The following is a 26,448-nucleotide window of genomic DNA, read 5'->3' as shown; positions in this document are numbered from 1 at the left end:
CAAAGCACACCAATTGCTGGTGTGCTTTGTTCTATTCAGCGGATAGAGCTTCTAGAATAGTCGATACATTATGCTGATACATGCCAATATACGTGCCGGTCTCTGTACCTGCTTCTCCCATTGCATCGGAATATAGCTCTCCACCTAGTTCAACCTCTACTCCGGCATTTGAAGCTCCGTCAATGACAGACCGAATCGAGCTGTCATTGATACTTGTTTCAATAAAAACAGCCGGGACTTCTTTCTCGATAATGATATCAATGGTCGATTGGACATCGGATAAGCCAATTTCAGATTCTGTACTTAATCCTTGCAACGCAACAACCTCTAAATCATTCGCTCTACCGAAATATTGAAAGGCATCATGTGCGGTAACCAAAACCCTTTGCTCAGCAGGAATGGTTGCTAATGTGTCTTTTGATTCTTGGTGAAGAGTTTCTAATTCAGCAAAGTAGGCCACTTTGTTCTGTTCAAACTCATCAGCGTGCTCTGGTGCATAAGATTTTAATTCTTCAACAGCTGCATCAAGTGCGATGGTCCATAATTCGGGATCAAACCAGACGTGAGGATCAATAGCCCCTTCTTCTTCCTCGTCCTCTAATAGGTCAGCAGATGGGATCGCTTCAGCAACGGCTAGTGCAGGAACACTCGTGTTTGAGAAGACATCCATCATATTCGCTTCTAAGTGTAATCCGCTATAAAAGATGAGATCTGCTTCTTGGAGCATACCTATATCACTTTGAGTTGCTTCATACAAATGGGGATCAACCCCTGGCCCCATCAGAGCCTTTACAGAAATATGTTCTCCTCCAATAACCTCAAGTGGGTCTGCAATCTGTGCAATCGTTGCAACAACATTAATGGTATCGTCTGTGTCTGTCGTAGCTGTGGGTTTGTTATTAGACTCGCAAGCGCCAAGAAGTAAGACTGAGCTCAGTAGGGCGCCGCCTGTTACTGTGTAATATCTTTTCATCAAAAATCCTCCTTTTATAACCTCAACTAAAAAATATGCCCTCGCATTAAAAAGTTTCCCTAATGAAACTTTAATGAGCTCGCGCAATAATGTCAAGATATTTTTTAGCTTTTTTCAATAAAAGAAGATAGATCATAATTGAATTGATCCTGATCACAATAAAACAAGCCATGACCGCTATCTTCATATACATAGAACGAGGAACTGTAAATCATAGCATGTAAAATCTCTCCAAATTCAAAAGGACAAACTTTATCCTGCTTTCCGTGAAAAATCCCTGTGGGAACCTGTATGCTTGCAAGGTCTTCCCACAATTTCTCGTCTCGCAAAGAAACAGCCGTATAGGCAGTAGAGTAACCAGCGGCAGTTAAACCAATATTAATAAACCATTGTTTAAATGGGTCTGAAATGGGTTTTTCAAAAAATAAATCAGCAAATGTTCCTAATAAAGCTGGACGATCCGTATACGTTTGCTGAATGAGATCATCCACTTCGGCCTTAGTCATGCCGTATGGATAATTAGGTCCTTTTGTGAAACTTGGTGCAGCAGCAGCGAGTAAAGCTAAACGTGCAATGTGATGCTCTTGATGTCTTGCCATATAACGGATTGCGATGGCTCCACCCATTGAATGACCAGCTAGAGTAACATTGTTTAGTCCTAATGTATCAATAACCACACGAATGTCGTCTGAAAGCTGATCGTAGGTGTAACCAAACCATGGCTTATCAGACTTACCAAAACCTCGCAGGTCTACTCCGATACAGCGATAACCTAGCTTAGGGAGTTGATTGTATTGATATTCAAAGCACTCATGATTAAGTGGCCAACCGTGAATAAAAAGAATCGGTTGGCCATCACTTGGTCCAATATCCTCAACGTACAGACCAACGCCTGATTCAACAGGAATTTTGAATCCCACTATAAATCATCCTTTCTAAGGCTATGTAAGAAATCCAGTTGAGTCATTAAGAAGGTGGAATTCTTTTCATAGCTAGGTAGTAACAGATTAAGAAGTAGGTAGCTGAGCTAGCAAATAACACGATAATTATGGCAACCGGAGAAAGATATTGTTTCACTTGAACAAACGCTAACAGCCCTAGAAATACAAACACACTTATGCGAAGGAGGATAAATTCCCTCATTTCGACCCCTCCTAATACCTATATGTTGTTTCTTATCATATGCAGTAGCTCAAAAAATGGGCACTATTATTTCTTTGAGTGCTGTTCAAAAATGCCAGTAGGAATTTTTCACTAAGTCCTTTTCAAGTAATCCTTTACTCTGTTAAACTATTAGAGTGATAAAATGTTTACACCAAGAAGGACGGAGCGAATGTAAATGAAACGAGTAGTCATCATTGCTAGTAGTGGAGGAAATCTATATAGTCTTGGAGGCAGTCAGCCTGATCGTTTAATTCGGGAGCTAGCCATCCAGGCTGTTGCAGCGAATATAGAAATTAAAGGCATTCAATTTATCGCAACAGAGCAATCAATGGATTCAGTCAAACTAACCTCAAGAGCAACGCTATTCGGGTGGAATGAGCAATCACAAGAGTTAGAGCAAATCTATTCAGGGTCATTAGAAGAAGTGAATCGCGAAGCCGCTCAGCTAGATCAGTTGCATGCAGACTTGATTGCAGCCGGAGAAATTGATGGACTCATTGCTATGAGTGCCGACCCAAATGGAGCAAATCAAAAAACGGTGGACGCCGCGGCAAAAGCAAAGATCCCCGTTGTTGGAACAGGTGGTACATCCATGGCAGAGATTGGTTCAATGGGTGCTGCGATTATTGCTCAATCTGGAACAACCGGAACGTCAAACAAAACACGTGCTATCGGGTTTATGACCGCGCTGTCTAAGCATTGGGGCATCAAATATCGACCAAGGCTTAACACCACTGAGTCAGACGGCCGTTCGAAAGTGAAAAAAGTAAATTTACGAGGCATCATGACCTCCTCACTCCCGGCTTTTATAGCTCTTGCCATTGTCTTGGCATTAAGTAAAATCCCTGGACTCGAGGCGCTCGGTGGTGTTTTTGATCTTTTAATCGGTGCCTTACCAGTTGTTGTAGCTGTTGTGGCTGCAAGACAAATTGCGGACTTAGACGAAGTATCAATCGTAGCGGGTATTGTAGCCGGTCTGCTTTCGGTAGACGGGGGAATAATTGGTGGACTACTTGCCGGGATAGGTGCAGGTTATCTCGTTCCTTATCTATTTACAAAATGCTTAAGACTAAATTTTCCGGCAACAACCGTAAATATAGTAGCCGGTGGTTTTGGTGGCTTGATTCCTGGTTTAGTTGTTTTCTTTGTTTTAGGACCAATTGCGCTTCAGGTAGGAGATTGGATTCGTTTAGCGATCGATACAACCATCTCATTTAATCCGATTCTCGCGGGTATTGTAGCCGGTCTACTAATCTGGCCGGCAATCATTGGTGGGATCTATCACGCGGCTATTTTACCAATTGTATTGCTCGAGATGGAGAACACGGGCAATAGCTTTCTCGGTGCAATAGATATGGTAGGGCTTGTGATGGTTGCAGCGGGTATTAACCTAGCTAATATAATTTTTCCGAGAAGACGCGGAGAGGCAGCAGCAGCTGGTCCATCCTTTGGTATTAATATGATTTTTGGTACATTTGTTGAGTCAGCATATCCATTTATGTTTGCTAGCAGACTTGTTTTTATTGGAGCACTTATATCTGCCGGAATAGGTGGAGCAGTGGTAGGAATCTTTAACCTGAGGGGAACAGCCTACGTACCATCCTTTGCAGCACCTGGCCTCTCAGATCATGTGGCAGGCTTCATCCTAGCTATGCTAGCTTCACTTGTGAGTGCTTTTGTATTTACCGTCGTTGCAAATAAAATGAGCAAGTCAACATAATAAAAAATCACCTGACCCCTAAAGGAGGGCAGGTGATTTTTTATTTTACATTTTGCATAGGCCATCAGAACAAGCATCATTTGCAGGTTGATCTTGTTTTGTGGCAACTTCTTCTTCCCAAGCGTTGTTTAATGTCTCAAGAAACGTAGCCGGTTGCTGTGCACCAGATATAACGTATTTTTGATTAATCACAAAAAACGGTACTCCCTGTAAACCAAGCTGAATGCCGTGATTGTGATCGTTTTTAACCGCATCTGCATATTGATTACTTTCTAATACCTGTTTAGCCTCCTGTTGATCCAAGCCAACCTCACCAGCAAGCTCGATCAATGTAGCAGGTGTGGAAAGATGTTTCGACTCTGTAAAATACGCATGAAGCAGACGCTCAGCAAGTTCATTCGCTTTGCCTTTTGTTTTTGCGTAATGAGTTAAGCGATGCGCATCCAACATGTTAGTCGGTTGCATCGTATCAAAATGATAAGTCAAACCAACATCAGCAGCCTGAGCAGCAACATTAGCTGTTGTCGCCTCAGCTTGTTGAATCGGCATTCTATATTTACCAGCAAGAATTTCAGCCATACTTTTATCCGTCTGCTTAGGAGCATTAGGATCAAGCTCAAAGCTTTTAAACTCTGTTGTCACTTCATTTTTATGTTCAAATTGATCAAGAGCCTTCTCTAGTTTCCGTTTACCAATATAACAAAACGGGCAAGCAAAATCTGACCAAATTTCAATATTCATTCCTTTTTCCTCCTAAAAACTGTTTCTGTAAAAGTAGTGTATGTCGGAATGGGGTAATTAGCAAGGAAGTACGCTCGGGTAGGGGGAGGGGAGCGATGGAGGTGAAAAGTGGAGCGATGGACCTTGGGTTGGAGCGATGGAGTGGAAAAGTGGAGCAATGGACCTTGGGTTGGAGCAATGGAGTGGAAAAGTGGAGCGATGGACCTTGGGTTGGAGCGATGGAGTGGAAAAGTGGAGCAATGGACCTTGGATTGGAGCAATGGAGTGGAAAAGAAAGCGATGGACCTCGGGTTGGAGCGATGGAAGGTAAAAGTGGAGCGATAGCCGCCTATTTGGAGTGATAGAAGGGCAAAGTGAAACGATAGAAGTCTAAATTGAACTATGGACCAGTAAATGAAACGATAGAACGCAGAATCAAAACGATAGCCACCGAATCAAATCAATCCCCCAACTCCTACCAAGCTTCCACTACAAATTATCATCCTTCTTCTAGTATACTAATCATACATTCATACATAGTAGGGGGACATAATGACAGATCTGACGTTACATACGATAGAAGATTATCAAAAGCTTATTGATCAATCAATTAGACATTTGGGTGGGTACTGGCGAACACTTTCTGGGCTTGCTAGGGTAACGGAAGAGCTTGGAGAACTGGCAGAGTTACTGCTCACGGAGGAGAAGGACCCAGATACGGTAGGTGGCGAGCTTGCGGATGTGTTTATTATTTCTACATGTTTAGCGAATCAGTTTGCAACGGATCTAACAAAGGAATACGCGGAGCTTGGTTTGCCTGCTTTGATTAATGAGTTAGATTTGTCGGGTGAAGTGGGATCTGCATCATTTCATTTTCTTCAATTATCTCAGACGGCTTGGCAGTGTAGCTCGTATCATTAATCATTATGATGGGGACAAACCAATGAAGGTAAGTGAGGAACAAATTTCTGTTGGTAAACAGCTGGCGCTTTTTCATCAGCATTTATTTCAGTTTGCTGCGGCACTTGAAACCAACCTTTTCAAATATGTAGGGAGTACTCTCGCGAAGAATTTACAGAGGGATAAGAATCGGTTTGCGTTAACATCAGACCCAGTGACGGAGAAATCTGTATCTCATTATTGCGACGCTATGAATCTCGAAAATACCCCATTTAAGCAAGGATTTCGGTTATGGGGAGCGAAGCCATGGGATAATGATCAATCCATCCAAGAAAATCTGAATCGGTTTAATGATTCCATTCAGCGTTTTGTAAAATGTGCTGCTATCGAAGGATTAGATGGATTTGTACTAGAAACGCCTAAGCAAACAGTAGAAAGTCATCAAATACAACTCTATATAGATGAGAAGACGTTTAGCGTAATGAAAGAAGAATCGAATAAACGTGATTTTTTTATTATTCGTTATGTTGAGAGATAAAAGAATCTTACAGCTACAGTAATATTTCGCTAACCTGTAAGTAATACAGCTCTGCTTACTGACCAGCCGAAACCAGTGTAGGACATACAAGGAGGATGGTGTGCTTCCTTGTATGTCCTAAGTGATATCTCTACTCTTTTTAATGAACACAAAAAAACTCTGTCTCAGAATGTCTCATTCATCCTCATTTACTTCAATCAATTCAGTATATGTATTCATAAAATACGTCTCTACTAAATTTTCTAATTTGCCATTAAGCTTATGATAAGCGAGGTCTACAGCTTCAATAACTTGATAAAATTCATCTGTGACATGTTCGTCTTCTTCTGAGGCTTTAAATAACCTCCATATTTCTTCACCGTATTCTTTCTCGATCTTAGAGTAATCGTGCGCTCCGATGGTTTCAAGACATCGGATGAGGTCGTTCAAATAACTAGAAATCCCCACTTCTTCAATGTACTCTGAGGTCCAATTCAATAAGCTTTCATGACCTCCACTTTCTAATTCAGAATAATATTGAGAAATAATAAGTAGATCATTAACAGCTGAGTTATCTGTAGGAAAGTCATACTCGCTTAGTATAGAAAAAACAGCATTCCAAATATCCTCTTTACTCATTAAGTCAGTTCTTTTCATTACATGTTTCATCATGTTCCCTCCACCTAAAAAAGACTCGCAAACCATCAATGGAGAGCGAGCCGTTTCCGCAATGATTACTTCCACACATCTTCTGCAATGCGAACAACGTGTTTTAGTTTTTCCCACTGCTGGTCTTCAGTGAGAAGGTTGCCTTCTTCTGTAGATGCGAATCCACATTGAGGGCTTAAGCAAAGTTGATCTAGGCTGACAAACTTTGCTGCTTCGTCAATTCGACGCTTGATTGTATCAGGATCTTCAAGCTCACCAAATTTAGAGGTAATTAATCCAAGGACAAGCTGAATATTTGGACGTTTGACATAACGAAGAGCTTCAAATGAACCAGAGCGTGAGTCGTCGTATTCTAGGAAAAGTCCATCAAGGTTTAAACCATCAAAAATCGTTTCGGACGCACCGTCATAGCCACCCTCTGCAGTCCAAGAGGATTGGAAGTTCCCACGGCAAATATGCATTGTAACAACTAAATCTTCTGGCTTGTCCGCAATGGCTTCATTAATACTTCTTGCAAAACGTTCACGCAACTTCTCAGGTGTTGTACCTTTTGCTCGAATTTGTTCTTCACCAGCTTCTGAGAAGAATACAGCCCATGCTGTGTCGTCTAGCTGAAGGTAGCGGCAACCAGCGTCGTAAAACGCTTTGATTGCTTTTTTATAGGCTTGAGCTAGGTCGTGGAAGAATTCATCGTCATCTGGATAGACGTCTTTGTCGATTTGTCCTCTAAAGTGAAGCATATTTGGACTTGGAATGGTCATTTTGGCTGTATGTGAGCCTTTAATACTATCTAAAAAAGCATAGTCACGAAGCATGGGATGATCTGTAAAATCAAGCTTGCCGGTTACTTTAATACCTCTTGCTTTTGTCGTAACACCTTTAAATTGAATGCCGGATTCTGCAGAAAATGGTTCCACTCCGTCGAGTCCTTCTAAGAAATCAAAATGCCACCAAGCACGGCGGAATTCTCCATCCGTGATAACTTGTATACCTGTTTCTTTTTGTTTTTCTACAATTCGAATGATCTCATCGTTCTCAATTTCACGAAGATGTTCGGCTGTGATTTCGCCTGCAGCCTTTTTTAATCGTGCAGTCTTTATCGCATCAGTACGTAATAAGCTACCTACATGATCTGCGCGAAAAGGAGCCGTTGTGCGAATGCGATTGTTTAACTCTATTTCTCCCATATCTAAACACCTCATCTATATAATAAGATGAATCGTACCAAATTATCAGAACAAAGTAAAATCTTTATTTCCGATTAAATCGATAAGATAATACGTCGGGGTGAATTTAGATAATCTGCTTAAATTCCTTTGCTTCTTTATCGAGAGTTGCTGCATCTGAGGACATGCTTTCAAAATCCTTTAACGTAATATGGACTTGATTTTGGTTTTCAAGTGTGTGTTCTTTTGCTTGAATTGTGCCTGCTGAGATGGTGTGCACTTCGTTGGTAATCGCTTTTATGCTGTCACGAATTTCTATTACAGAGTTTTCTATTTGTTTAGAGAGCTTTCTTACTTCTTTTGCTACCACATCAAAACCTCTGCCGTGTTCACCTGCGCGCGCTGCTTCTATCGCGGCGTTTAAAGCAAGCAAATTGGTTTGAGAGGCAAAGCCTTGAATTGTTTTGACAATTCCTTGGATAGACTCTGCCTTATTTTGTAGCTCGCTCAGTGTATCTACATTCTTTGTAGAGAGGCTGGCAATGACATTAATATTCGTTAAAAGATCCTTACTTCGTTCAATTCCTGTTTCAGCTCGTTCATTTAATTGCGATGACATAAGTTGAAGATTAGCGGCAACAGTAGAAATGCTCTCTTGACGTTCCGTTACATTAGTTGCCACTTTTGAAATACCTATCACATCGCCGTTACTATTGTGAATTGACATGTATGTCGCTTCTAGCCAAATTTTTTGACCATTTGCATGCATTCGTAGAACCTTATCTTGAAAGCTTTCACCTGAGAGTAGACTTCTCCAGAAATGTTCATACTGTATGCTGTTTCTAAATTCAGGAAAGCAAAACTCTTGATGATGCATGCCACTCATTTGTTCAACTGTATAGCCCATAGTCCTGGCGAATACCGGGTTTACATATGCAACGCGCCGATTTAAATCAAAGCGGATAATGGCTAAATTCTTTTCAAGTGCTTTAACGACCAATTCATCATCTACCTCATTTATAGAATGATTCAAATTTATTTTCCCCCAAAAGTAGTAATCATATAATGGTACTTTATACCCCGTTGAATAGCTATCTAAACTGAACTGGTGTATGAATGTTATCTCTTGCCTTTCATATTTAACTTGGTCAGAATAATAAGGAAGAGAAACGTGGAGGAGGAAAATGAAATGGATCTTAATCTTAAAGGAAAAACGGCATTAGTCGTTGCATCAAGTCAAGGTTTGGGAAAAGCTGTAGCTACTCAGTTTGTTAAAGAAGGCGTACATGTCATGATAACGAGCCGGGATGAAGAGAAATTATCCCGTGTGAAGGAAGAATTACAGTCGCTTGCAGAAGGAAAGGTTGAATACTGTGTAGCTGATATTACAAAAAAAGAGGATATTCAACATTTGGTGGAGACGACTAAATCAGCTTTTGGCTCCATTGATATCTTGGTTAATAACGCAGGAGGACCTCCCGGGGGCGGCTTTGAGAAATTCTCTGATGACGAATGGGAAGAGGCCTTTCAATTAAATTTGTTGAGTTATATTCGTCTTATTCGTGAAGTGCTTCCTGATCTGAAAGAAAATGGTGGCCGCATTCTAAACATTGCGTCGTCTTCTGTTAAGCAGCCTATTCCTGGTTTAATCTTATCTAATACGTTTAGAATGGGCATTCAAGGACTTGCAAAAAGTTTAGCAGAGGAGCTTGCTCCATTTGGAATACTTGTTCATACGGTGTCACCTGGACGCATCGCAACAGATCGAGTCGATCATCTCGATCAGTTAAGAGCAGACAAGCTTGGGCTTTCAAAAGCAGAGGTCGCCGAGCAAGCTCGAAAAAATATTCCACTAGAACGGTATGGCAAGCCTGAGGAATTCGCCAATGTTGTTACATTCTTAGCCTCAGATGCATCAAGTTATATGACCGGAAGCTCCATTTTAGTAGACGGCGGAATGATTCGAGCGATATAGATACGTGCTTGCTAGCGAATGAGAAGATATGCTTCTTGTTCGTTTTTTTTATTAAAAATTTCTAAAGATACAAAACATTTAGTAGGGGGAATTGGATTTTTGTGGTACCTTTGATACAATACTTTCTACATTTGCTTGGGGGATGAATTCTTTTGATTAAAAAGATTACTGTTGGTATTACCCTATTAATTCTGTTAGCGGGTGCTGGAATCATTTATTTTGGTCTTACTCAGAGCAGTTTTTTTAATAAAGAATCAGAAGATGAAGAGCAAGTTGTTTCAACTAGGGAGCTGGGAACGGAAACAGAAGAATCTGAGGGGATCATTGAGTATGAACCTTCTACAGAACGAATTGTCTTCCAGAGTGATGAAGAGGAAGCGGTTAAAGAGATCTTTAAGGAGCAACATGATTATTTGAATAGTCTTGCTTGGATGGGGTGCCGTAGAGAGACTAGACCATTCAGGTCTTGCTGAAAAAGTAGAATGGCGCCAATTGAAAAATGACATTGAATGGTTACTAAACAACGGTCTTGCTCCATCAGAAGCAGTTAATGATATGAAAAATGCACAGGCCTTGATGGATGTTGCAGAAGAACATGAAGATGAGATGTCTGTTCGGTATTTGCATCGAATTTTTCATGATATAGATACAGAGCTAAATGGAACAAATGTTGATAAAATTTGGAATGTAACTTATGCATTTGGAACAGAAGAAGAGATAGACAAAGTGTATAAATATATCGGAAGCCTTTCAGTAACTAGTGAGGATTAATTGATTCGTAAATGGGGTAACAAAAAGGTATATATGAAAGGGGCAAGGAATATGCATACATTGTCAGCAACGGAAATGTCAGCGGGACAGCATTATAAGCTGCTTTCTGGTTCAATTGTACCCAGACCCATTGCTTTTGTCACAACCTTATCATCAGTTGATGCTGGAGTCGTAAATGCGGCTCCTTTTAGTTTTTTTAACGTGGTATCAGCAGACCCACCACTACTTTCTATATCAGTATCAAGAAAAAACGGTGAAATGAAAGATACCGCTCGTAATATCCTGCACAATCGTGAGTTAGTCATTCATTCAACAGATGAAGCTACGCTCGCAGATATTAATGAAACGGCAGCATCACTTCAAGCAGATCAAAGTGAATTAAAATTGACGAAATTCCATGTAAAACCAAGTGAAATTGTTGCAGTTCCGGGCATACTAGAAGCTAAGATCCGCTACGAGTGTATACTTCACGAGCATATTCCAATTATGAATGACAAAGGGGTCATAACGAACGATCTTATACTTGCCAAAGTAGTGTGTTATCATATCTCAGAGGAAGTATATGATACGTCTACTGAATATATATTGATTGGCTCATTAAAGCCTGTGGCGCGACTTGCGGGCAACGAATATGCAGCGATTGAAAAAACCTTTTCCATTAAAAGACCAACATGATTTATTCATATGCATTGTAGCATTTGCGAGGAAACAAGGGCGTGGCCCGAGAGAATGATTAAAATAACAGACATATTCACTGTGGAGACTTCTAAAAGCGTAATTTCTCCTTATTTTGATGCTTGTAACTTTGTAAGCTTCGTCCTACAATAAGGGACATTATGAACTCATGAATAAGATTAGAAAGAAGAGATTGTATGATGAAAAAATATATAAGCAGTAAAGGTGGCTTTTTCCTGCTTGCTGTTGTTCTTCTTTGGGTTAAGACCTACCTTTCTTATAAGGTTGAATTTAATCTTGGAGTAAAGGGGGCAATGCAGGAACTTCTATTATTTATTAATCCGCTTAGTGCAGCTATTATTTTGTTTGGTATCGCCTTATTTGCCAAAGGAAAACGTGCTTGCTGGTGGATTTTGATTTTTAGTACGCTTATGACGGTTGTCTTGTACTCAAATATTATGTTTTATCGGTTTTTCGATGATTTCTTGACGCTTCCAAATCTATTGCAGACGGATAACGTCAGTAACATGACAGATGGTATCTTTTCGACAATGAATGGATATGATTTTCTGTATTTTGTAGATTTGGCTATTTTGCTTACCTTGTTAATTCGTAATAAAGCTGTTCAAGAAATTCGTTTTAGAAAAAGTCTTGCATCAACAGCAATCATTGCTGGACTTGTAGTCTTTTTTGTCAATCTAACATTAGCAGAGATCGACCGACCACAGCTTTTAACACGTACGTTTGATCGGAATTATATTGTGAAGTATCTTGGTTTATATAATTACACTGTTTATGATGGGATTCAAACGGCGCAAATGGAATCACAACGAGCTTATGCAAGTAGTGATGATTTAACAAATGCAAAGCATTATACAAGCTCTCATTATGCCGATCCAAATGAAGAATTGTTTGGAGCCGGTAAAGGGAAAAATATCATTAAAATTCATTTAGAAAGCTTTCAATCGTTTTTATTGGATTATGAGTTAAATGGGGAGGAAGTTACTCCATTTTTAAATAGTTTGGCACATGGTGGAGAAGATATGACCTATTTCGATAATTTCTTTCACCAAACAGGACAAGGGAAGACGGCTGATGCAGAGCTAACACTTGATAATAGTATCTTTGGCTTACCAACAGGATCAGCTTTTGTTACAAAAGGACAGAATACGTATCAATCACTTCCGGCCATCTTAAATCAAGAAGAAGGCTACACAAGTGCAGTGCTTCATGGTGATTACAAGTCATTCTGGAATCGGGATCAAATCTATAAACAGTTTGGTATTGATCACTTCTTTGATGCGAGTTCTTATAACATGGATGATGAATCACTTGTAAACTTAGGACTCAAGGATAAGCCATTCTTTGAAGAGTCAATTTCAATGCTCGAGTCACTTGATGAACCATTTTACTCTCACTTAATCACTCTAACCAATCACTATCCGTTTATTTTGAATGAGGAAGATGCGTCACTTGAACGTGGCACAACGGGAGATAAGACGGTAGATGGTTATTTCCAAACAGCTCGTTATCTTGATGAGGCTGTCGAAGAATTTTTTACTGAGTTAAAGGAATCTGGATTATATGATGATTCAATTATCATGATTTATGGTGATCACCAGGGAATTTCCGAGAACCATAATCGTGCGATGGCAGAAGTTCTTGATACAGAGATTACACCTTATCAAAACGCTCAAAATCAACGAGTGCCATTAATGATTCGAGTGCCTGGTGAAGAAGGTGGAGTGGATCATACGTACGGTGGCGAAATTGATGTGATGCCAACGTTACTTCATCTACAGGGTATCGATGCACAAAAATACTTGATGTTTGGTACAGATCTATTTTCAGATGAGCACGATGAAACAGTTGCTTTTCGTGATGGCAGTTATATTACTCCTGAATACACAAATGTACAGGGATCCATATACGATACTGTTTCAGGTGAAGAGCTTGAAGCAAATAAAGAAACAGATCGCTTAAAAGAAAAGGTAGATGAACAACTTCAGTTATCTGATGAAGTGTTGTATCAGGACTTATTGCGATTCCATGATGTTAATGGGTTTGAGCCGGTTAATCCTAAAGATTATTTTTATGGTGAAGAAGGCTCATTGAAATAATACTTCATAAGAAAACACGTCAAAAATCTAATAGATTTTTGACGTGTTTTTCTTATTTCTTAATATCACTCATTAATGGTTGGTTTCTTTGCTCGTGGTTTTCCAAGTAGAAATGGCACTCGCTTAAGAATAATGATACAAGGAATCATGAGCAGGAGTGTGACCCCAGAATAAAACAGTGTCCAAGGTAGTGTCGATGTATCAGACATCTCCATATCTAATCCATAATAGATAGAGGCTTTGACCAAATTAAGCGTTGGGTAGTGTAACAATAAAATGACAATGGAATATTGGCCAAGATAAGCAAGAAAATGTAATCGTTCAAGTTTAAAAGCCAACAGAATAATAGCTGCCATACCCGCTATAGCTCCAAGATAGAAGAACCAGACATCTCCATAGACGTTCCCACGCATATCTATTCTCTCGCTATTTAGCCCTTGAGCTAGATAGGTTAAGAAAAATAGAATGGCAACTGTCGGTATGACACGCCACCAGGGCTGTTCTACCCAGATCTTTTTTGTGAAATAACCTAATCCATAAAAAACAATGGCGGTTAAAGAAACAAGTACACTCCAAGGTAAAATATTTGCTTCTATAAAAATAGAGCTTGCATAACCAACTACACCACATCCAATTAAGAACAACGGTAACCATTTACCATGGCTTATGCGGTCATACAAATAGAATAGTAGCTCAACAACAAACAAACAGGTCAAAAACCAAATAGCTGGATTATAAGTGAGCTGGTAATCAACAGGTGTTGAGATAAAAATGCCTGAGAAAGGCACAATCGGATCAACGTCGTCTCCAGAAGTAAAAGGAAAGTGTCGAGTGACATAGAACCAAAGTATATACGTAAGGAATGAGAAAATGAAATAAGGTAATAACAATCCTCGAGCTTTTTTTAGTAAAAACGAACCAATGGATAGATTGGAAGTCTTATAAACAATCCCAGATAGGTAAAAGAATAATGGCATATGAAAAGCGAACAAAAAATCTCTTTAGAGTATCGTTGATTGGTGCGTGGCTCATGACAACAAGAATAATACCGAGCCCTTTTGCCACATCAATCCACTTTACACGTTTGTTCATGATGGGTTGCTCCTTCTATTGGTGTGATTAGTAGTAGAAACTCTTACATAGCCTACCCTCATTCAACTTAAATGAAAACAACTAAAGAGAATGATGATAAATTATACATGTTGTTTCATTTTTTTATGATAAAATAGGTATATAGTTGTGATTATATAGTTCTAAAATTACCAATTTTTTATCAATTCTCATTTTAAGTATCATTGGAAAAGTATCTCATTGATTGTCTACAGTGAAGGAGAGCAATATATGGAGCACTTTCATGGGTCGTACAGCCTGTCACTTGTATTATTATCGTTTGTCATTGCCACAGTTGCATCGTATTCTGCGCTAGATTTAGCTGGAAGAATACGAGAAGGCAAAGGGAAATTACGATTAATCTGGTTAGTGTGTGGAGCTTTATCTATGGGAATTGGAATATGGTCTATGCATTTTGTTGGTATGCTTGCCTATTCATTTCCTGTTCCTGTGTATTACCATTATGAACCGGTTATCCTTTCAGTCGTTTTTGCCATTATTGCTTCAGCTATCGCGTTATCAATTGTTGGATTGGGTAGAAGGAATAACTCGCTAGTCCTATTTTCTGGTGGTTTATTAATGGCAGCAGCAATATCCGGTATGCATTACGTTGGCATGGCTGCAATGTCAATAGAGATCACATATGATTTCGGAATTGTTATCCTTTCGGTTGCAATTGCTGCTTTAGCTTCTTTTGCAGCTCTATGGCTTCTGATACAAGTAAGGGCAACAACATCACGCTTTGCCATCTTGTATAAGCTTGGCTGTGGAGTCATTATGGCGATTGCAATTACAGGAATGCATTATACAGGTATGGCTGCGGCCTCTTTTCAGCTTACAGATGAAGCTTCAACAGGTCTTATAAACCCTGAACGTTTTGCCTATTGGATAGGCGTAGGAACATTACTGTCACTTGCAATAACCATTTTAGGAGTGTTTTTAAACAAACGTTTTGTAGATAAAAACACTGATATAGAACGGCATGAGCGCTGGTATCGTTCGTTATACGACCATAATATGAATGGAATCATCTCTGTTAGCCATGACGGAATCATTCAGCAGGTTAATCCAGCGGTTGAGCAAATTACAGGAATAGACCAACATCAGTTTCTTCAACAGCCCGTTTGGGATATCGGTTTAATTCATGTGACCACAGAGAAGGAATTTCAGCAGTTTAAACGACGCAAGTATGAAACAACTTATTTACGACCAGACCAAACGAAGATATATCTTACGTTAATGCACGTACCTGTGATCATCGATCGAAAAGTGGTTGGAACCCATATTATGATGAGAGATATCTCAGCACAAAAGCAGACAGAAAAACAAATTAAACATATGGCTTATCATGATGAACTAACAGGCCTGCCGAATCGTAGAAGATTTAATGAGTTAATAGAAGACACTGTGCGCCAATGTGAGGGTTCAAAACAATCTTTTGCTGTGATGGCAATAGATATCGATCGCTTTAAGATGATAAATGACTCATTGGGTCACATGTATGGGGATTTATTTCTGCAGAAGGTTAGTAAACGAATAAATAGATATATACAAGATAAGAGTGTGATATTATCAAGACTTGGTGGCGATGAATTTGTTCTTATTTATAAAGGAGAGATGGACGAACCCTCTATAAACCACTTTGCTATCCAAATTCTTAATCTTATTCAAAAGCCATTTCACTTAAAGGAACATGACTTTTATATTTCTGCAAGTATTGGTGTAGCCATCTTTCCCGAGCACGGGCAGAATGCCGAAGAATTGCTGCGTAATGCTGATACAGCAATGTATGAGGTGAAAAAGAACTTTAAGAATGGCTATCAAATTTACACAAATGCATTACACGTTCATTTAGATGAAAAACTTGCATTAGAGTCAGACCTACGAAAAGGACTAGCTAATGATGAACTGGTTTTATATTATCAGCCTAAGTTTTCAATTACTGGCGAAAAGGTCTTGGGAATAGAGGCGCTCGTCAGATGGCAGCATCCCGAAAAAGGATTAGTTCCACCCGGGGTATTTTTGCCGATTGCCGAAGAAACAGGCTTAATTTTTGATATTGGTTCATGGGTTTTAAAGCAATCCTGTCTACAAATGAAGCAATGGCAGGATGATGGGGGACTGCAGATCCCTATTTCCGTTAATCTATCGTCACAGCAATTTCATCAAATGAACTTTGATCAACATATTCATGCCGTTCTTATTGAAACAGGGCTGGAAGCAAAATTCTTAGAGCTAGAGATTACTGAGAGTATGATGATGGATGCTAAGACCTCAACAAGAACCCTTCAGAAGTTAAGTGATTTAGGAGTAAAGATTAGTTTGGACGATTTTGGAACAGGTTATAGTTCATTAAGCTATCTGAAACAATTTCCGATTAATCGTCTAAAGATTGACCGTTCTTTTATTTCGGATATCACTAACAATGACCATGATAAAGCAATTGTGTCTACCATTATTTCAATGGCTCAGCATTTAAAAATGGATGTGACAGCAGAAGGAATCGAAACGAAGGATCAATTAGATTATCTAATGCAAAATGAATCAATGGAGATCCAAGGATTCTACTTCAGTAAGCCGCTACCTTCTAAAGATATAGAGTCATTGTATATGAAAAAAGCGATTGTTTAGAAGAAGAGGAGTGAGTCGGAGAGTGAATATTCCTCTCTGATTTTTTATTTTTGATCGGTTTTTTTATAGTGAACAAGGGTATAGCCATGTAAAAGCGCTAATTCTAGGAGGAATAATTAAATGACTTTACTCACAATAGAACTGGCAGCTTCTTGGTTAAAGGAATGTACTAAGGAGCTTGAAACAGTTGAAGAATACCTAACACAACTCGATAAGGATGTAGGAGATGCAGACCATGGGAAGCTTGTCGTTCAGGGTTTTCGGCGGGTAGAAGAACATATTACCGATGAGTTTGATTCTTTACATGACGTGTTTAATCAAGCTAGTAAGATCTTGCTTAATGATACTGATTCGACAGCTGTGAAGCTATATGGGATAGCCTTTAATGAGATGGCCATTACCCTAGAAGGAAAAGAAGCAACCGTTCAGCAATTTAGTCACTCCTTAAGGTCGGCCGTTAATAAAATGAAAAAAGTAGGTAATTCAAAAAGAGGAGACAAGACCTTAATAGATGTTTGGGAAGCAATGGCTGATCTTTCAGAGGAAAAAGAGACTCTAAGGTCGGCTGACTTTGAAGACAAAGCGAAAAGTGTGTTAAAAACATCCAAACATTTGATGGCACAAAAAGGAAAAGCCTCAGAGTATGGTTCTGAGTCAGTAGGATTTTTGGATCCGGGAACGGTATCCAGCTACTATCTCTTTTTAGCTTTAACAAATGTAATTGAAAAAGCAGAAAACAAAGATTCTGTTTCAAAAACCACATAATTGTGCATCGGACAATATTGAAGTTACGAATAAAAAGGCGAACGGTCATACATATGATCGTTCGCCTTTTTGGTTGCAATTTTTTAATTAAAAAAAGGAAGTAAATGTATGGAGATGATCTTTTATCACACACTAATTAGTGATATAGTTTGTCCGTATTACTAGTTAAGCGTACATAATGGAGTGAAAATATGAACAAAACATCTGAAGTACGATACGTGCATTTATTGATTACGATAGCCATCGGTGTCATCATTTGGTTTATCCCTGTCCCGGCAGGTTTGGAGCCAGAAGCATGGCATTTATTTGCTATCTTTGTTGCAACCATTATTGGATTAATTATTAAACCGATGCCAATGGGCAGTGTGGCGATACTTGGTTTAACTGCGGTTGTGCTGACACGCACACTTGAGATTGGCGATGCCTTAAGTGGTTTTCAAAATAAGACGATCTGGTTGATTGTCATTGCCTTTTTTATCTCTAGAGGGTTTATTAAACAGGACTTGGGGCGAGGATCGCTTATCTCTTTGTACGATTATTTGGGAAAAAAACACTTGGTCTTTCTTATTCTCTAATAGCTAGTGATCTTATGCTGTCACCTGCTATGCCTTCTAATACAGCTCGTGCAGGTGGAATCCTTATGCCGATTATTCGTTCGCTATCAGAAGCATACGGGTCTAGAGTTGGGGATGGAACAGAACGTAAGGTAGGAGCTTTTCTTGTCAAAGCGTCTTTTCAAGGTGATATGATCACATCAGCTATGTTCTTGACAGCAATGGCAGCGAATCCATTAGCGGTTCAAATAGCAAGTAATATAACAGGTGAAGAAATTACATGGACAGGCTGGATGCTTGCCGCTATTGTACCTGGATTAATTAGTTTGTTCGTTATTCCATTGGTGATCTATAAGCTTTATCCGCCAGAAGTTAAAGAGACACCTAAAGCTCCAGCAATGGCTGTGGAGAAATTAAAAGAAATGGGTGCAATTAAGCGGGAAGAATGGTTTATGATCGCTGTTTTTTTCATTCTGCTAGTGCTCTGGATATCTGGATCGTACATCGGAATTGATGCGACGGTTGCTGCATTTATTGGACTAGTCATTTTGCTTTTGACTCAAGTGTTATCCTGGTCAGATATAAAAAAGGAAGAAGGAGCATGGGACACGTTAGTTTGGTTCTCTGTATTAGTAATGATGGCTGAGTATTTAAATAGCATGGGTATGATTCCATGGTTTAGTGAAATCATGCAAGGGGCAGTTCAAGGTCTCGGCTGGACTTATACGCTAATTATTTTAGCGGTTGTTTATTTTTACTCTCATTACTTTTTCGCGAGCAATACTGCTCATGTCAGTGCGATGTATGCAGCCTTTTTATCTGTTATTGTAGCTGCAGGAGCACCACCTATACTCTCTGCCTTACTCCTTGGATTTTTTAGTAATTTGTTTGGATGTACAACACATTATGGAAGTGGACCAGCACCTGTATTCTTCGGAGCGGGTTATGTGACACAACAAAAATGGTGGTCATTAGGGTTTTTAATCTCTATTATTCACATGATTATCTGGCTTGGAATTGGCGGATTATGGTGGAAGCTATTAGGCTTGTGGTAAGAAAATTATATGTCAGTAGCCGGGATCCTTTAGATAGGATCCCGGCTTATTTTATTATTGTTTTTTAGCATATATAAGAAGTGGAAGTCCGATAAAGGCCAACACCCCTCCAAACCAAAACATTTCCATAAGTCCAAACCATTCAGCAATTGCACCGGCTACTAACGGTCCTAAAAAAATGCCAAATGCATAAAAGGATTGATAAAAGCCCATTACAGATGTCCGTAGAGAATCCACAGGTAGTCCTGCAACTTTTCCAAGTAAAAGAGGCAGAAAGAGTCCTAAGGTTAGGCCAATCACAGCATGCACAATACTTAAGCTAATTAAAGTGGTTGTAAAAGGGATGATGAACATGGCTGCTCCCGTACCAATAAGGCTTATTAGGAGTATCCTGTTTACATACGTTTCTTCCAGCTTAATAAAAGCAAGCCCTAAAGATGCGGCGGCATGTGGAATGAAGAAGGCTGTTACCAACCATACTAGAGTGCCCTCATTTACTCCAATACTTGCTGCATACAATGGTGTAAAACCAAATATCGTAATAAAGAGAATACCATGACCAATCATAGATAAAGCAGTAATTTGTAGCAAAGAAGGCACCTTAATGGTCTGTTTAACATATTCACTAATAGCCAAACGTTTTGTTCGGCCAGCATACTGTTCCTGAGGAATTACTTTGATGAAACAAGCCAGAACAAGACCAATAACAGATGCTGCGACGGCTACCCAAAATGGTAGCGTCCAACCAAAACTTTGCACAATTAAGCCAGCAAGTGCCATACTCGCAAATTGCGGCATGACGGTTAGAAATTGCAATGTGCCCATGGCTCGAGAGGACTCTGAACGAACAAAGTATTGAGCATACAAAATGGTGGCCATTACCCACATAGACGCGGTGATTCCCGCCATAAGGCGAGCTGCAAAAATAGCTGTAAAAGAATCAAAATACACAAGCAGGATCCCACTTAAAATGGCGACCGCGAAACCACCTATATAAAGCTGTTTGCGGGCGCGATGAAGGATGTCTGACAAAATGCCTAACGGAAAGCGTAACAGAATCTGGGTAACACCATAGCTTCCAAGGATGATGCCAATTGCTGAATAGCTAAAATTCTTATATTCCAAATAGAGACTGAACGTCGGAATATAGATATATGTAGCAAACCAAAAACAAAAAACAGTGGATAAAAATAAGACATGGTCCCTTCTTTGAATGGAAGTTGAGTTCATGAAAAGTCCCCCTAGATGAAATAAGCACGTTCTCTCTATACGTTCCTACTTAACCTAATATAAGTTACATGTACTTGCAAGCCTTTAATAGCTTGCTTAATCCCAGTTACTAAACATACAATGAAGTGGCGAGACCAATCAGTTCAAGGAGGGGTTTAAAATGGCTTGGAACTCAAGACATTATTAAACAAACTGAACAATTTGGAGCGAACAATTATCATCCACTACCAATCGTTATTTCCAAAGGCAAAGGAGTTTGGGTGTGGGATCCTGAAGGGACAAAATATATGGATATGCTTAGCGCGTATTCAGCAGTTAATCAAGGACATTGCCATCCTGATATTATTCAGGCGTTAAAAGATCAAGCGGAGCGAATTACATTAACCTCAAGAGCTTTCCACAATGATCAGTTAGGTGCTTTTTACTCTAAAGTTGCAGCATTAACAGGAAAGAATATGGTTTTACCTATGAACACTGGTGCAGAGGCAGTAGAAACAGCAGTTAAAGCTGCAAGAAGATGGGCATATGACATAAAAGGTGTGCAAGAGAATCAAGCTGAAATCATTGTTTGTGAAAACAACTTTCATGGAAGAACGATGACAGCTGTTTCCTTATCGTCAAATACTGAATACAAACGTGGTTTTGGACCGATGCTTCCTGGAATTAAGGTCGTTCCTTATGGTGATATTCAAGCTCTAAAAGATGCCATCACAGACTCAACAGCTGCTTTTTTAGTGGAACCAATTCAAGGAGAAGCAGGAGTAATCATTCCACCAGATGGATATTTGGCGGAAGCTGCTACGCTTTGTCAATCAAAACAAGTATTATTAATAGCAGACGAAATTCAATCAGGCTTAGGCCGTTCAGGGAAACGATTTGCAATAGACTGGGCAAACATTGTACCGGATATGTACATTTTGGGCAAAGCACTTGGTGGGGGTGTCATGCCAATCTCAGCGGTTGCCGGGAACGACGATATATTAGGTGTATTTGAACCGGGTTCGCATGGATCAACTTTTGGTGGGAATCCACTAGCATGTGCGGTATCTGTTGCTGCCTTAAATGTATTAGAAGAAGAGAAACTAGTTGAAAGGTCTTTAGAGCTAGGTCATTATTTTATGGAGAAGTTAAAAACAATTCAAAATCCAATTATAAAAGAAGTACGGGGAAGGGGATTGTTCATAGGACTGGAACTGACAGAACCAGCCCGACCATATTGTGAAAAGTTAAAAGAAAAAGGACTGCTTTGTAAGGAGACGCATGAAAAGGTGATCAGGTTAGCTCCGCCACTTGTTATTTCTAAGGAGGAAATTGACTGGGCATTTAACCAACTTCAAGCTGTTCTACATCAAGGTTAACAATGGACAAAAAGGTCGGATAATCGGCCTTTTTGTTCTTTATAAAGGAAAAATGTTGCGGTGAATCTTATTAAACCTTATAATTATATTCAAACGTTCTTATTAAAGAACAAAAATGTAAGGAGAACTAGCCGGATGAATGGAAAGAGAATCAGGTCTCTAAGGAAAGAACGAGGAATGACATTAAACCAACTGTCAGATTGCTCCGGTGTGTCGAAGTCGTATCTAAGTTATGTGGAACGAGGCATACAGAAAAATCCTAGTATTGATATTTTATCGAAACTATCCAAAGCGATGAATTTACCGGTTATTGAATTAATTAGACAGATGGAAGAACAATAACCAGCTATTTTACTATGATTTTGATTGATCTTTTCTCCAACGATTAAACTCAAGAAATTCACGGAATTGTTCCTGACTAATGCCTGATTCTTTAGCTTCGCGGGCCAAGTTTACCCATTCATCATCCAAGTCACATGTATTTGTTGAGGCCGATTTACCATATAATAATGTTTCAATAGGTACATTTAATATTAGGGAAATTTTCTCTAAAAAATGTATGGAAGGGTTGGATTGAATATTGCGTTCTATAGAACTTAAGTAGGATTTAGCGACTCCAGCATTCTCTGCTAGTTCTGACAAAGAAAGTCCTCTGTCTAATCTGCATTTTTTAACTTGGTTTCCAATCATAGTAGGTACCTCGCTTATTCTTCATATACTAGTGGCTATTATAACAGCACACTGTTTGTTCTGTAAATAGAACATTACCTGCCAAACTTGACACAATGGGAATTGCTTTTCAGTTTTCCCAATCTCCGTTAATGGAATATAAAATTAGATTAAAAAGACATAAGACACAGGTAAAAAGATCTATGAGTAGGGTAAAAGTAAATCTAGTACTAAGCACTAGATTAAGTAAACTTTAGATGCGTAATTAGATGGGGAAGCCCTGATTATAAGAATGCGTAGATAAAAGAGGTTATGATTCTTTTTTTTCGATTCATATATAAATTGCTTGATTTCTTTAACTGTAAGCCCAAGTCTCTTCGCTTCTCGTATTAAGTGTAACCACTCTTGATCGTTTTTATCACAAATCCCAAACACCTCCAGATAAACTATGTGTAAAAAGGTAATTTTTGTTTGATCTTAAGTTCATTATATAGAACGATTTGTATCTTTAAAGAGAACAAATTCTAAAAAATACTTAATGTGTCCTCGTTTTCAATAGGTTCTATAAGAGTAGAAAGTCATTGCATCAAAACTTTGGGAGGGCTAATATAATGGGTAAGAGAGTTCTCTAAAAGTTTACCGAGGAGGAATTCGGTTGAAGGCGTTAATTAATATTGATTATACAAATGATTTTATTGCTCAAGATGGGGCGTTAACAGTTGGATCACCAGGTCAAGCGATTGAGTCAGAAGTCGTTAAACTGACTAAAGAATTTGTTGATGATGGTCATTTTGTTGTATTTGCAGTTGATGCGCATGATCAAGCCGATCCATTTCATCCTGAAAACAAACTATTCCCTCCTCATAATATTCGTCATACATCAGGGCGGAATTTATATGGATCTCTTGGAGAATATTATAATGAGATAAAAGAGTATCCACACGTTTATTTTATGGATAAAACAAGATATTCTGCTTTTGTTGGAACCGATCTTGATATTAAGCTGCGTGAACGGGGCATCACTGAAGTCCATCTAATTGGAGATGTGACGGACATTTGTGTATTGCATACAGCTGTTTATGCTTATTCTCTTCAATATAAAATTGTTGTTCATCAACATGCTGTTGCAAGCTTTAACCAAACTGGTCATGAGTGGGCGCTTGAACATTTCAAAAACTGTCTTGGGGCCACCATCTGCTAGTCAGAAAAAGGAGTTACTTTTATGGTACAAGGAAAAACGCTATTTGATTTTGTTAATCCAAAGGAATATAGATTCGTACATATTTGCTCATCATGTGGACATCCGCATTTTTTAAAAGATGATAATGTTGAACATGAATGTAAAAATTGTGGTGACAATGCTGGTTATCAAGTAGTTCCGTTTTATAATCCAACTGAGGATTATGCGCTTGATGTAGATTATTATGCGATAACGATGATGTACGCATTATGGAAGCAGAATGTCCATAAGAATCACGTTGTTTATGATGATTTTTACCGGAAACCTCCTTTTGTTCGTGGGGTTGGGGATTACAGAGGGGAGTTAGGTGGATACGTAGCATTTGGTGGATTAGATCACCTTATTTCCATGCTTTCTAGTTTGTATTTTAATGAGCAAGACATTGAATATCTTCGCCAACAACCAGAGTCGTTTGATGAAGCATTTCTGGATGATTTGCGTGCATTGCGTTTTAGTGGTGATCTATATTCAATTGAAGAAGGAAACTTAGTGTTTCCCAATACGCCATCCCTGCGTATCGAAGCGCCAGTTTGGGAGTGTATTTGGATTGAAGCGATGCTACTGAACACCATTAATTCAGAGTCGTTGCTTCTTACAAAGGGTTCTCGTTTAATAACTGTCACTGGCGGAGATGTGTTACTTGAGATGGGTAAACGCCGTGCGCAAGGAAGAGATTCTAGTGTAAACGGAGCTAAAATGGCGTACATAGCAGGTTTTGATGCAACAAGTAATGTGAAAGCAGGTAAAGAGTTTGCGATTCCTATAACCGGAACGATGGCTCATGTCTATATCATGTTCCATGAGAGTGAATATGAAGCATTTAAAACATACGCCGATACTTTTCCAGAAAAAGTCATTCTTTTATTGGATACAACGAATACATTAGAAAGCGGACTTCCAAATGCGATTCGAATTGCAAAAGAAATGGAACAAAGAGGGCAAAAACTTGTTGCGGTTCGTTTAGATAGTGGTGACCTAGCTTATTTATCAAAAAAGGTTCGTAAGCGACTTGATGAGGTAGGGTTGGACTACGTTAAAATCTCTGCCACAAATGACTTAGATGAAGCAACCATTGCCTCTTTGAAGCAACAAGGTGCCAAAATTGATATCTGGGGTGTAGGAACTAAATTTATTACGGCGTATGACAATCCAGCCTTAGGTGGAGTCCATAAAATAGTAGCGCGTAGCCCATTTCATCATGAATTAAAAAGTGATGGAGGTCAGTACCAAGCAGGATGAATGGATCTCATTAATTAAGATTTCTGAGAGTATTGAGAAAGTGTTAAACCCAGGGCGCAAAAAGGTTTATCGGTTATATGATCAAAACCATATGGCGAAGGGTGATTACATTTGTTTGGATCACGAGTCACTTGAGGGCAAAGAAGAATTAATTTTAAAACACCCTACCAATCCACTAAAATCAAAAAGCATCCGTCACTTTACATATGAGGAACTTCATAAGAAGATTTTTGAAAATGGACGGTTAGTTTATGAAAAGCCCTCTCTTCCGCAAATCAGAGAGTATCATCAAAAAAGCAAATCTACATTTTGGGAAGAGTACTTACGACTTGAAGTTCCAGAAGTATATCCGGTAGTCCTTTCAGATGAATTACGAGAATTAAAAGAACAGATGATTGCGGGGAAAAATACAAACCACGAGGTGGAATAAGTGAAAATTGGAGTATACGGCTCAGCTTTTGATCCCATAACGAATGTACATCTTTGGACAGCCTCTACGATTTTTCATCGCAAGAAGCTTGATAAAATGTTGTTTCTTCCATCTTCTAAAGAGAGACGAGATAAAAGCTTAAGAAGTGATGATGAACATCGAATCCGGATGATACAACTGGCAATAGCGGATGACTCAAGATTTGAGCTGTCTACAGAAGAACTCGATGCTCCAATTGGTAAGCAATACACATATTTCACCATGCAAAGGTTAAAAGAACAGTATTCGAATGATGAGTTATTTTTTGTGATGGGAGCCGATATCTTAGTTAATATCGGAAAAGGCAGTTGGGTTCAAGGTGAAAAGCTTGTCGAAGAACATCAATTCATCGTGATGGCCCGTGATGGAATTGATATGCTTAAGACCATCTCAAAATCTCCTTTGCTGCGTAATGCTGATGATGGTCGATTCCACTTGGTAGATAAGGGATTAGCTATGGAAATAAGTTCAACGTATATTCGAGAAGAGTTTAGTAGGGGAGGAGAGCCACGCTATCTCCTGCCAGAGAGCTGCTATCAATATATACTGAACAATCAATTATACCTAGATACTGATTCCTAGCACTTTTGAAAGACTCAATATAAGAAATTAGAGGTCCGAACTGTCGTTCATGCTGCCACCAGCATGAACGACAGTTCGGTTTTTTTGCATGAAATTGCTAATTAAGCCTTTTTTACTGTTTTTTCTCTTAACCTTTAATTGTAAGAAGCCGATAAAAGAGAAAGGACTGCCCTCGG

The 26,448-nt window shown here is 39.1% G+C and carries 29 protein-coding genes and 2 pseudogenes; 18 read left to right on the top strand and 13 right to left on the bottom strand.

Annotated elements, in window-relative coordinates; genetic code table 11:
* Positions 1 to 31 precede the first annotated feature (31 nt).
* The 3 genes from NDM98_RS11745 to NDM98_RS11735 form a co-directional block, all read right to left on the bottom strand.
* Complete coding sequence (locus NDM98_RS11745; RefSeq protein WP_251607774.1) at positions 32 to 973, bottom strand: metal ABC transporter solute-binding protein, Zn/Mn family; 942 nt, start codon at positions 971 to 973, stop codon at positions 32 to 34.
* A 104-nt stretch (positions 974 to 1,077) separates the two neighbouring features.
* Entirely contained in the window at positions 1,078 to 1,893 is an 816-nt protein-coding gene (locus NDM98_RS11740; RefSeq protein WP_251607769.1) for an alpha/beta fold hydrolase, read from the bottom strand.
* A 46-nt stretch (positions 1,894 to 1,939) separates the two neighbouring features.
* Positions 1,940 to 2,116 carry a hypothetical protein gene (locus tag NDM98_RS11735; protein WP_251607766.1) on the bottom strand — a complete coding sequence of 59 codons (177 nt, stop codon included), beginning with the start codon at positions 2,114 to 2,116 and terminating at the stop codon, positions 1,940 to 1,942.
* Positions 2,117 to 2,312: 196 nt separating this feature from the next.
* Between NDM98_RS11735 and NDM98_RS11730 the strand changes: the two genes are divergently transcribed.
* Positions 2,313 to 3,857 carry a PTS sugar transporter gene (locus NDM98_RS11730; RefSeq protein WP_251607763.1) on the top strand — a complete coding sequence of 515 codons (1,545 nt, stop codon included), beginning with the start codon at positions 2,313 to 2,315 and terminating at the stop codon, positions 3,855 to 3,857.
* A gap of 45 nt (positions 3,858 to 3,902) precedes the next feature.
* Here the strand turns inward: NDM98_RS11730 and NDM98_RS11725 are convergent, their stop codons facing one another.
* Positions 3,903 to 4,598: a DsbA family oxidoreductase gene (locus tag NDM98_RS11725; protein WP_251607760.1), complete on the bottom strand. Its 696-nt coding sequence runs from the start codon at positions 4,596 to 4,598 to the stop codon at positions 3,903 to 3,905.
* Between the two features lie 95 nt (positions 4,599 to 4,693).
* Here NDM98_RS11725 and NDM98_RS11720 point away from each other — a divergent pair, with 95 nt between their 5' ends.
* From NDM98_RS11720 to NDM98_RS11710, 3 genes are all read left to right on the top strand, one after another.
* Positions 4,694 to 4,939 carry a hypothetical protein gene (locus tag NDM98_RS11720; protein WP_251607758.1) on the top strand — a complete coding sequence of 82 codons (246 nt, stop codon included), beginning with the start codon at positions 4,694 to 4,696 and terminating at the stop codon, positions 4,937 to 4,939.
* A gap of 190 nt (positions 4,940 to 5,129) precedes the next feature.
* Positions 5,130 to 5,498: a MazG nucleotide pyrophosphohydrolase domain-containing protein gene (locus NDM98_RS11715; protein ID WP_251607755.1), complete on the top strand. Its 369-nt coding sequence runs from the start codon at positions 5,130 to 5,132 to the stop codon at positions 5,496 to 5,498.
* A 22-nt stretch (positions 5,499 to 5,520) separates the two neighbouring features.
* A complete protein-coding gene (locus tag NDM98_RS11710) occupies positions 5,521 to 6,015 on the top strand; it encodes a hypothetical protein (protein WP_251607752.1) in 495 nt (164 codons plus the stop codon).
* Positions 6,016 to 6,189: 174 nt separating this feature from the next.
* Here the strand turns inward: NDM98_RS11710 and NDM98_RS11705 are convergent, their stop codons facing one another.
* From NDM98_RS11705 to NDM98_RS24665, 4 genes and pseudogenes are all read right to left on the bottom strand, one after another.
* Positions 6,190 to 6,666: a DMP19 family protein gene (locus NDM98_RS11705; RefSeq protein WP_251607749.1), complete on the bottom strand. Its 477-nt coding sequence runs from the start codon at positions 6,664 to 6,666 to the stop codon at positions 6,190 to 6,192.
* Positions 6,667 to 6,728: 62 nt separating this feature from the next.
* Positions 6,729 to 7,850: a 5-methyltetrahydropteroyltriglutamate--homocysteine S-methyltransferase gene (locus NDM98_RS11700; RefSeq protein ID WP_251607745.1), complete on the bottom strand. Its 1,122-nt coding sequence runs from the start codon at positions 7,848 to 7,850 to the stop codon at positions 6,729 to 6,731.
* A 106-nt stretch (positions 7,851 to 7,956) separates the two neighbouring features.
* Positions 7,957 to 8,448 carry a methyl-accepting chemotaxis protein gene (locus NDM98_RS24670; protein WP_251609119.1) on the bottom strand — a complete coding sequence of 164 codons (492 nt, stop codon included), beginning with the start codon at positions 8,446 to 8,448 and terminating at the stop codon, positions 7,957 to 7,959.
* A 45-nt stretch (positions 8,449 to 8,493) separates the two neighbouring features.
* A pseudogene (locus NDM98_RS24665) lies at positions 8,494 to 8,829 on the bottom strand (PAS domain-containing protein); the annotation flags it as partial.
* Between the two features lie 189 nt (positions 8,830 to 9,018).
* Here NDM98_RS24665 and NDM98_RS11685 point away from each other — a divergent pair.
* The 5 genes from NDM98_RS11685 to ltaS all read left to right on the top strand — a co-directional run bounded on the left by NDM98_RS11685 (position 9,019) and on the right by ltaS (position 13,370).
* A complete protein-coding gene (locus NDM98_RS11685; RefSeq protein ID WP_251607743.1) occupies positions 9,019 to 9,804 on the top strand; it encodes an SDR family oxidoreductase in 786 nt (261 codons plus the stop codon).
* Between the two features lie 152 nt (positions 9,805 to 9,956).
* Entirely contained in the window at positions 9,957 to 10,277 is a 321-nt protein-coding gene (locus tag NDM98_RS11680) for a hypothetical protein (RefSeq protein WP_251607740.1), read from the top strand.
* Positions 10,228 to 10,575: a hypothetical protein gene (locus NDM98_RS11675; RefSeq protein ID WP_251607738.1), complete on the top strand. Its 348-nt coding sequence runs from the start codon at positions 10,228 to 10,230 to the stop codon at positions 10,573 to 10,575. The genes NDM98_RS11680 and NDM98_RS11675 overlap by 50 nt, the downstream gene beginning before the upstream one ends.
* A gap of 51 nt (positions 10,576 to 10,626) precedes the next feature.
* The gene (locus NDM98_RS11670; protein WP_251607735.1) at positions 10,627 to 11,250 is read left to right on the top strand and encodes a flavin reductase family protein; all 624 of its coding nucleotides are present in this window, start codon (positions 10,627 to 10,629) and stop codon (positions 11,248 to 11,250) included.
* Between the two features lie 200 nt (positions 11,251 to 11,450).
* On the top strand, positions 11,451 to 13,370 hold the full coding sequence (gene ltaS / locus NDM98_RS11665; protein ID WP_251609117.1) for a lipoteichoic acid synthase: 1,920 nt from the start codon (positions 11,451 to 11,453) through the stop codon (positions 13,368 to 13,370).
* Between the two features lie 65 nt (positions 13,371 to 13,435).
* On the opposite strand, the gene NDM98_RS11660 is transcribed toward ltaS, so the two are convergent.
* Both NDM98_RS11660 and NDM98_RS11655 read right to left on the bottom strand, forming a co-directional pair.
* A complete protein-coding gene (locus NDM98_RS11660) occupies positions 13,436 to 14,347 on the bottom strand; it encodes an acyltransferase family protein (RefSeq protein ID WP_251609115.1) in 912 nt (303 codons plus the stop codon).
* Entirely contained in the window at positions 14,310 to 14,462 is a 153-nt protein-coding gene (locus NDM98_RS11655) for a hypothetical protein (RefSeq protein ID WP_251607732.1), read from the bottom strand. Before NDM98_RS11655 ends, NDM98_RS11660 begins: the two co-directional genes overlap by 38 nt.
* A gap of 249 nt (positions 14,463 to 14,711) precedes the next feature.
* Here NDM98_RS11655 and NDM98_RS11650 point away from each other — a divergent pair, with 249 nt between their 5' ends.
* From NDM98_RS11650 to NDM98_RS11635, 3 genes and pseudogenes are all read left to right on the top strand, one after another.
* Positions 14,712 to 17,111: an EAL domain-containing protein gene (locus tag NDM98_RS11650; protein ID WP_251607729.1), complete on the top strand. Its 2,400-nt coding sequence runs from the start codon at positions 14,712 to 14,714 to the stop codon at positions 17,109 to 17,111.
* A gap of 120 nt (positions 17,112 to 17,231) precedes the next feature.
* A complete protein-coding gene (gene dhaL / locus NDM98_RS11645; RefSeq protein WP_251607726.1) occupies positions 17,232 to 17,876 on the top strand; it encodes a dihydroxyacetone kinase subunit DhaL in 645 nt (214 codons plus the stop codon).
* Positions 17,877 to 18,067: 191 nt separating this feature from the next.
* Positions 18,068 to 19,485, top strand: a pseudogene (locus NDM98_RS11635) (anion permease).
* Positions 19,486 to 19,539: 54 nt separating this feature from the next.
* Here the strand turns inward: NDM98_RS11635 and NDM98_RS11630 are convergent.
* Positions 19,540 to 20,715 carry an MFS transporter gene (locus NDM98_RS11630; RefSeq protein WP_251607721.1) on the bottom strand — a complete coding sequence of 392 codons (1,176 nt, stop codon included), beginning with the start codon at positions 20,713 to 20,715 and terminating at the stop codon, positions 19,540 to 19,542.
* A gap of 125 nt (positions 20,716 to 20,840) precedes the next feature.
* Between NDM98_RS11630 and NDM98_RS11625 the strand changes: the two genes are divergently transcribed.
* Complete coding sequence (locus tag NDM98_RS11625) at positions 20,841 to 22,073, top strand: ornithine--oxo-acid transaminase (RefSeq protein ID WP_308807715.1); 1,233 nt, start codon at positions 20,841 to 20,843, stop codon at positions 22,071 to 22,073.
* Positions 22,074 to 22,208: 135 nt separating this feature from the next.
* Positions 22,209 to 22,415 carry a helix-turn-helix domain-containing protein gene (locus NDM98_RS11620; protein WP_251607718.1) on the top strand — a complete coding sequence of 69 codons (207 nt, stop codon included), beginning with the start codon at positions 22,209 to 22,211 and terminating at the stop codon, positions 22,413 to 22,415.
* 12 nt (positions 22,416 to 22,427) lie between these two features.
* On the opposite strand, the gene NDM98_RS11615 is transcribed toward NDM98_RS11620, so the two are convergent.
* Positions 22,428 to 22,763, bottom strand: a complete 336-nt coding sequence (locus tag NDM98_RS11615; protein ID WP_251607715.1) for a helix-turn-helix domain-containing protein — start codon at positions 22,761 to 22,763, stop codon at positions 22,428 to 22,430.
* A gap of 216 nt (positions 22,764 to 22,979) precedes the next feature.
* Entirely contained in the window at positions 22,980 to 23,177 is a 198-nt protein-coding gene (locus tag NDM98_RS11610; protein ID WP_251607712.1) for an anti-repressor SinI family protein, read from the bottom strand.
* A 220-nt stretch (positions 23,178 to 23,397) separates the two neighbouring features.
* On the opposite strand from NDM98_RS11610, the gene NDM98_RS11605 reads away from it, so the two are divergent.
* Genes NDM98_RS11605 through nadD form a run of 4 tightly spaced genes read left to right on the top strand, consistent with a single transcriptional unit; the run spans position 23,398 to position 26,272 of the window.
* Positions 23,398 to 23,943 (top strand): cysteine hydrolase family protein, encoded by a 546-nt coding sequence (locus tag NDM98_RS11605; protein WP_251607709.1) that lies wholly within the window; start codon positions 23,398 to 23,400, stop codon positions 23,941 to 23,943.
* Between the two features lie 21 nt (positions 23,944 to 23,964).
* Positions 23,965 to 25,221: a nicotinate phosphoribosyltransferase gene (locus tag NDM98_RS11600; protein ID WP_251607706.1), complete on the top strand. Its 1,257-nt coding sequence runs from the start codon at positions 23,965 to 23,967 to the stop codon at positions 25,219 to 25,221.
* On the top strand, positions 25,196 to 25,651 hold the full coding sequence (locus NDM98_RS11595) for a beta/alpha barrel domain-containing protein (RefSeq protein WP_251607703.1): 456 nt from the start codon (positions 25,196 to 25,198) through the stop codon (positions 25,649 to 25,651). The genes NDM98_RS11600 and NDM98_RS11595 overlap by 26 nt, the downstream gene beginning before the upstream one ends.
* Positions 25,652 to 26,272 (top strand): nicotinate (nicotinamide) nucleotide adenylyltransferase, encoded by a 621-nt coding sequence (gene nadD / locus NDM98_RS11590; protein WP_251607700.1) that lies wholly within the window; start codon positions 25,652 to 25,654, stop codon positions 26,270 to 26,272.
* Positions 26,273 to 26,448: the final 176 nt, after the last annotated feature.

Source organism: Alkalicoccobacillus plakortidis, from assembly GCF_023703085.1.
GTDB classification, from domain to species: Bacteria; Bacillota; Bacilli; order Bacillales; family Bacillaceae_D; genus Alkalicoccobacillus; species Alkalicoccobacillus plakortidis.
Note: the sequence above shows the minus strand (reverse complement) of the source record. Positions and strands in the feature narration are given on the sequence as shown.

What these genes read in the sequence shown, in the direction of transcription:
- NDM98_RS11730 (WP_251607763.1), top strand. Translation starts at nt 2,313, where the DNA reads ATGAAACGAGTAGTCATCATTGCTAGTAGTGGAGGAAATCTATATAGT.
- NDM98_RS11745 (WP_251607774.1), bottom strand. Translation starts at nt 973, where the DNA reads ATGAAAAGATATTACACAGTAACAGGCGGCGCCCTACTGAGCTCAGTC.
- NDM98_RS11705 (WP_251607749.1), bottom strand. Translation starts at nt 6,666, where the DNA reads ATGATGAAACATGTAATGAAAAGAACTGACTTAATGAGTAAAGAGGAT.
- NDM98_RS11700 (WP_251607745.1), bottom strand. Translation starts at nt 7,850, where the DNA reads ATGGGAGAAATAGAGTTAAACAATCGCATTCGCACAACGGCTCCTTTT.
- NDM98_RS11710 (WP_251607752.1), top strand. Translation starts at nt 5,521, where the DNA reads ATGAAGGTAAGTGAGGAACAAATTTCTGTTGGTAAACAGCTGGCGCTT.
- NDM98_RS24670 (WP_251609119.1), bottom strand. Translation starts at nt 8,448, where the DNA reads ATGTCATCGCAATTAAATGAACGAGCTGAAACAGGAATTGAACGAAGT.
- NDM98_RS11630 (WP_251607721.1), bottom strand. Translation starts at nt 20,715, where the DNA reads ATGAACTCAACTTCCATTCAAAGAAGGGACCATGTCTTATTTTTATCC.
- NDM98_RS11595 (WP_251607703.1), top strand. Translation starts at nt 25,196, where the DNA reads ATGGAGGTCAGTACCAAGCAGGATGAATGGATCTCATTAATTAAGATT.
- NDM98_RS11655 (WP_251607732.1), bottom strand. Translation starts at nt 14,462, where the DNA reads ATGAACAAACGTGTAAAGTGGATTGATGTGGCAAAAGGGCTCGGTATT.
- dhaL (WP_251607726.1), top strand. Translation starts at nt 17,232, where the DNA reads ATGACTTTACTCACAATAGAACTGGCAGCTTCTTGGTTAAAGGAATGT.
- NDM98_RS11650 (WP_251607729.1), top strand. Translation starts at nt 14,712, where the DNA reads ATGGAGCACTTTCATGGGTCGTACAGCCTGTCACTTGTATTATTATCG.
- NDM98_RS11660 (WP_251609115.1), bottom strand. Translation starts at nt 14,347, where the DNA reads ATGCCATTATTCTTTTACCTATCTGGGATTGTTTATAAGACTTCCAAT.
- NDM98_RS11715 (WP_251607755.1), top strand. Translation starts at nt 5,130, where the DNA reads ATGACAGATCTGACGTTACATACGATAGAAGATTATCAAAAGCTTATT.
- NDM98_RS11735 (WP_251607766.1), bottom strand. Translation starts at nt 2,116, where the DNA reads ATGAGGGAATTTATCCTCCTTCGCATAAGTGTGTTTGTATTTCTAGGG.
- NDM98_RS11615 (WP_251607715.1), bottom strand. Translation starts at nt 22,763, where the DNA reads ATGATTGGAAACCAAGTTAAAAAATGCAGATTAGACAGAGGACTTTCT.
- NDM98_RS11720 (WP_251607758.1), top strand. Translation starts at nt 4,694, where the DNA reads ATGGAGGTGAAAAGTGGAGCGATGGACCTTGGGTTGGAGCGATGGAGT.
- NDM98_RS11670 (WP_251607735.1), top strand. Translation starts at nt 10,627, where the DNA reads ATGCATACATTGTCAGCAACGGAAATGTCAGCGGGACAGCATTATAAG.
- NDM98_RS11725 (WP_251607760.1), bottom strand. Translation starts at nt 4,598, where the DNA reads ATGAATATTGAAATTTGGTCAGATTTTGCTTGCCCGTTTTGTTATATT.
- NDM98_RS11685 (WP_251607743.1), top strand. Translation starts at nt 9,019, where the DNA reads ATGGATCTTAATCTTAAAGGAAAAACGGCATTAGTCGTTGCATCAAGT.
- NDM98_RS11600 (WP_251607706.1), top strand. Translation starts at nt 23,965, where the DNA reads ATGGTACAAGGAAAAACGCTATTTGATTTTGTTAATCCAAAGGAATAT.
- ltaS (WP_251609117.1), top strand. Translation starts at nt 11,451, where the DNA reads ATGAAAAAATATATAAGCAGTAAAGGTGGCTTTTTCCTGCTTGCTGTT.
- NDM98_RS11620 (WP_251607718.1), top strand. Translation starts at nt 22,209, where the DNA reads ATGAATGGAAAGAGAATCAGGTCTCTAAGGAAAGAACGAGGAATGACA.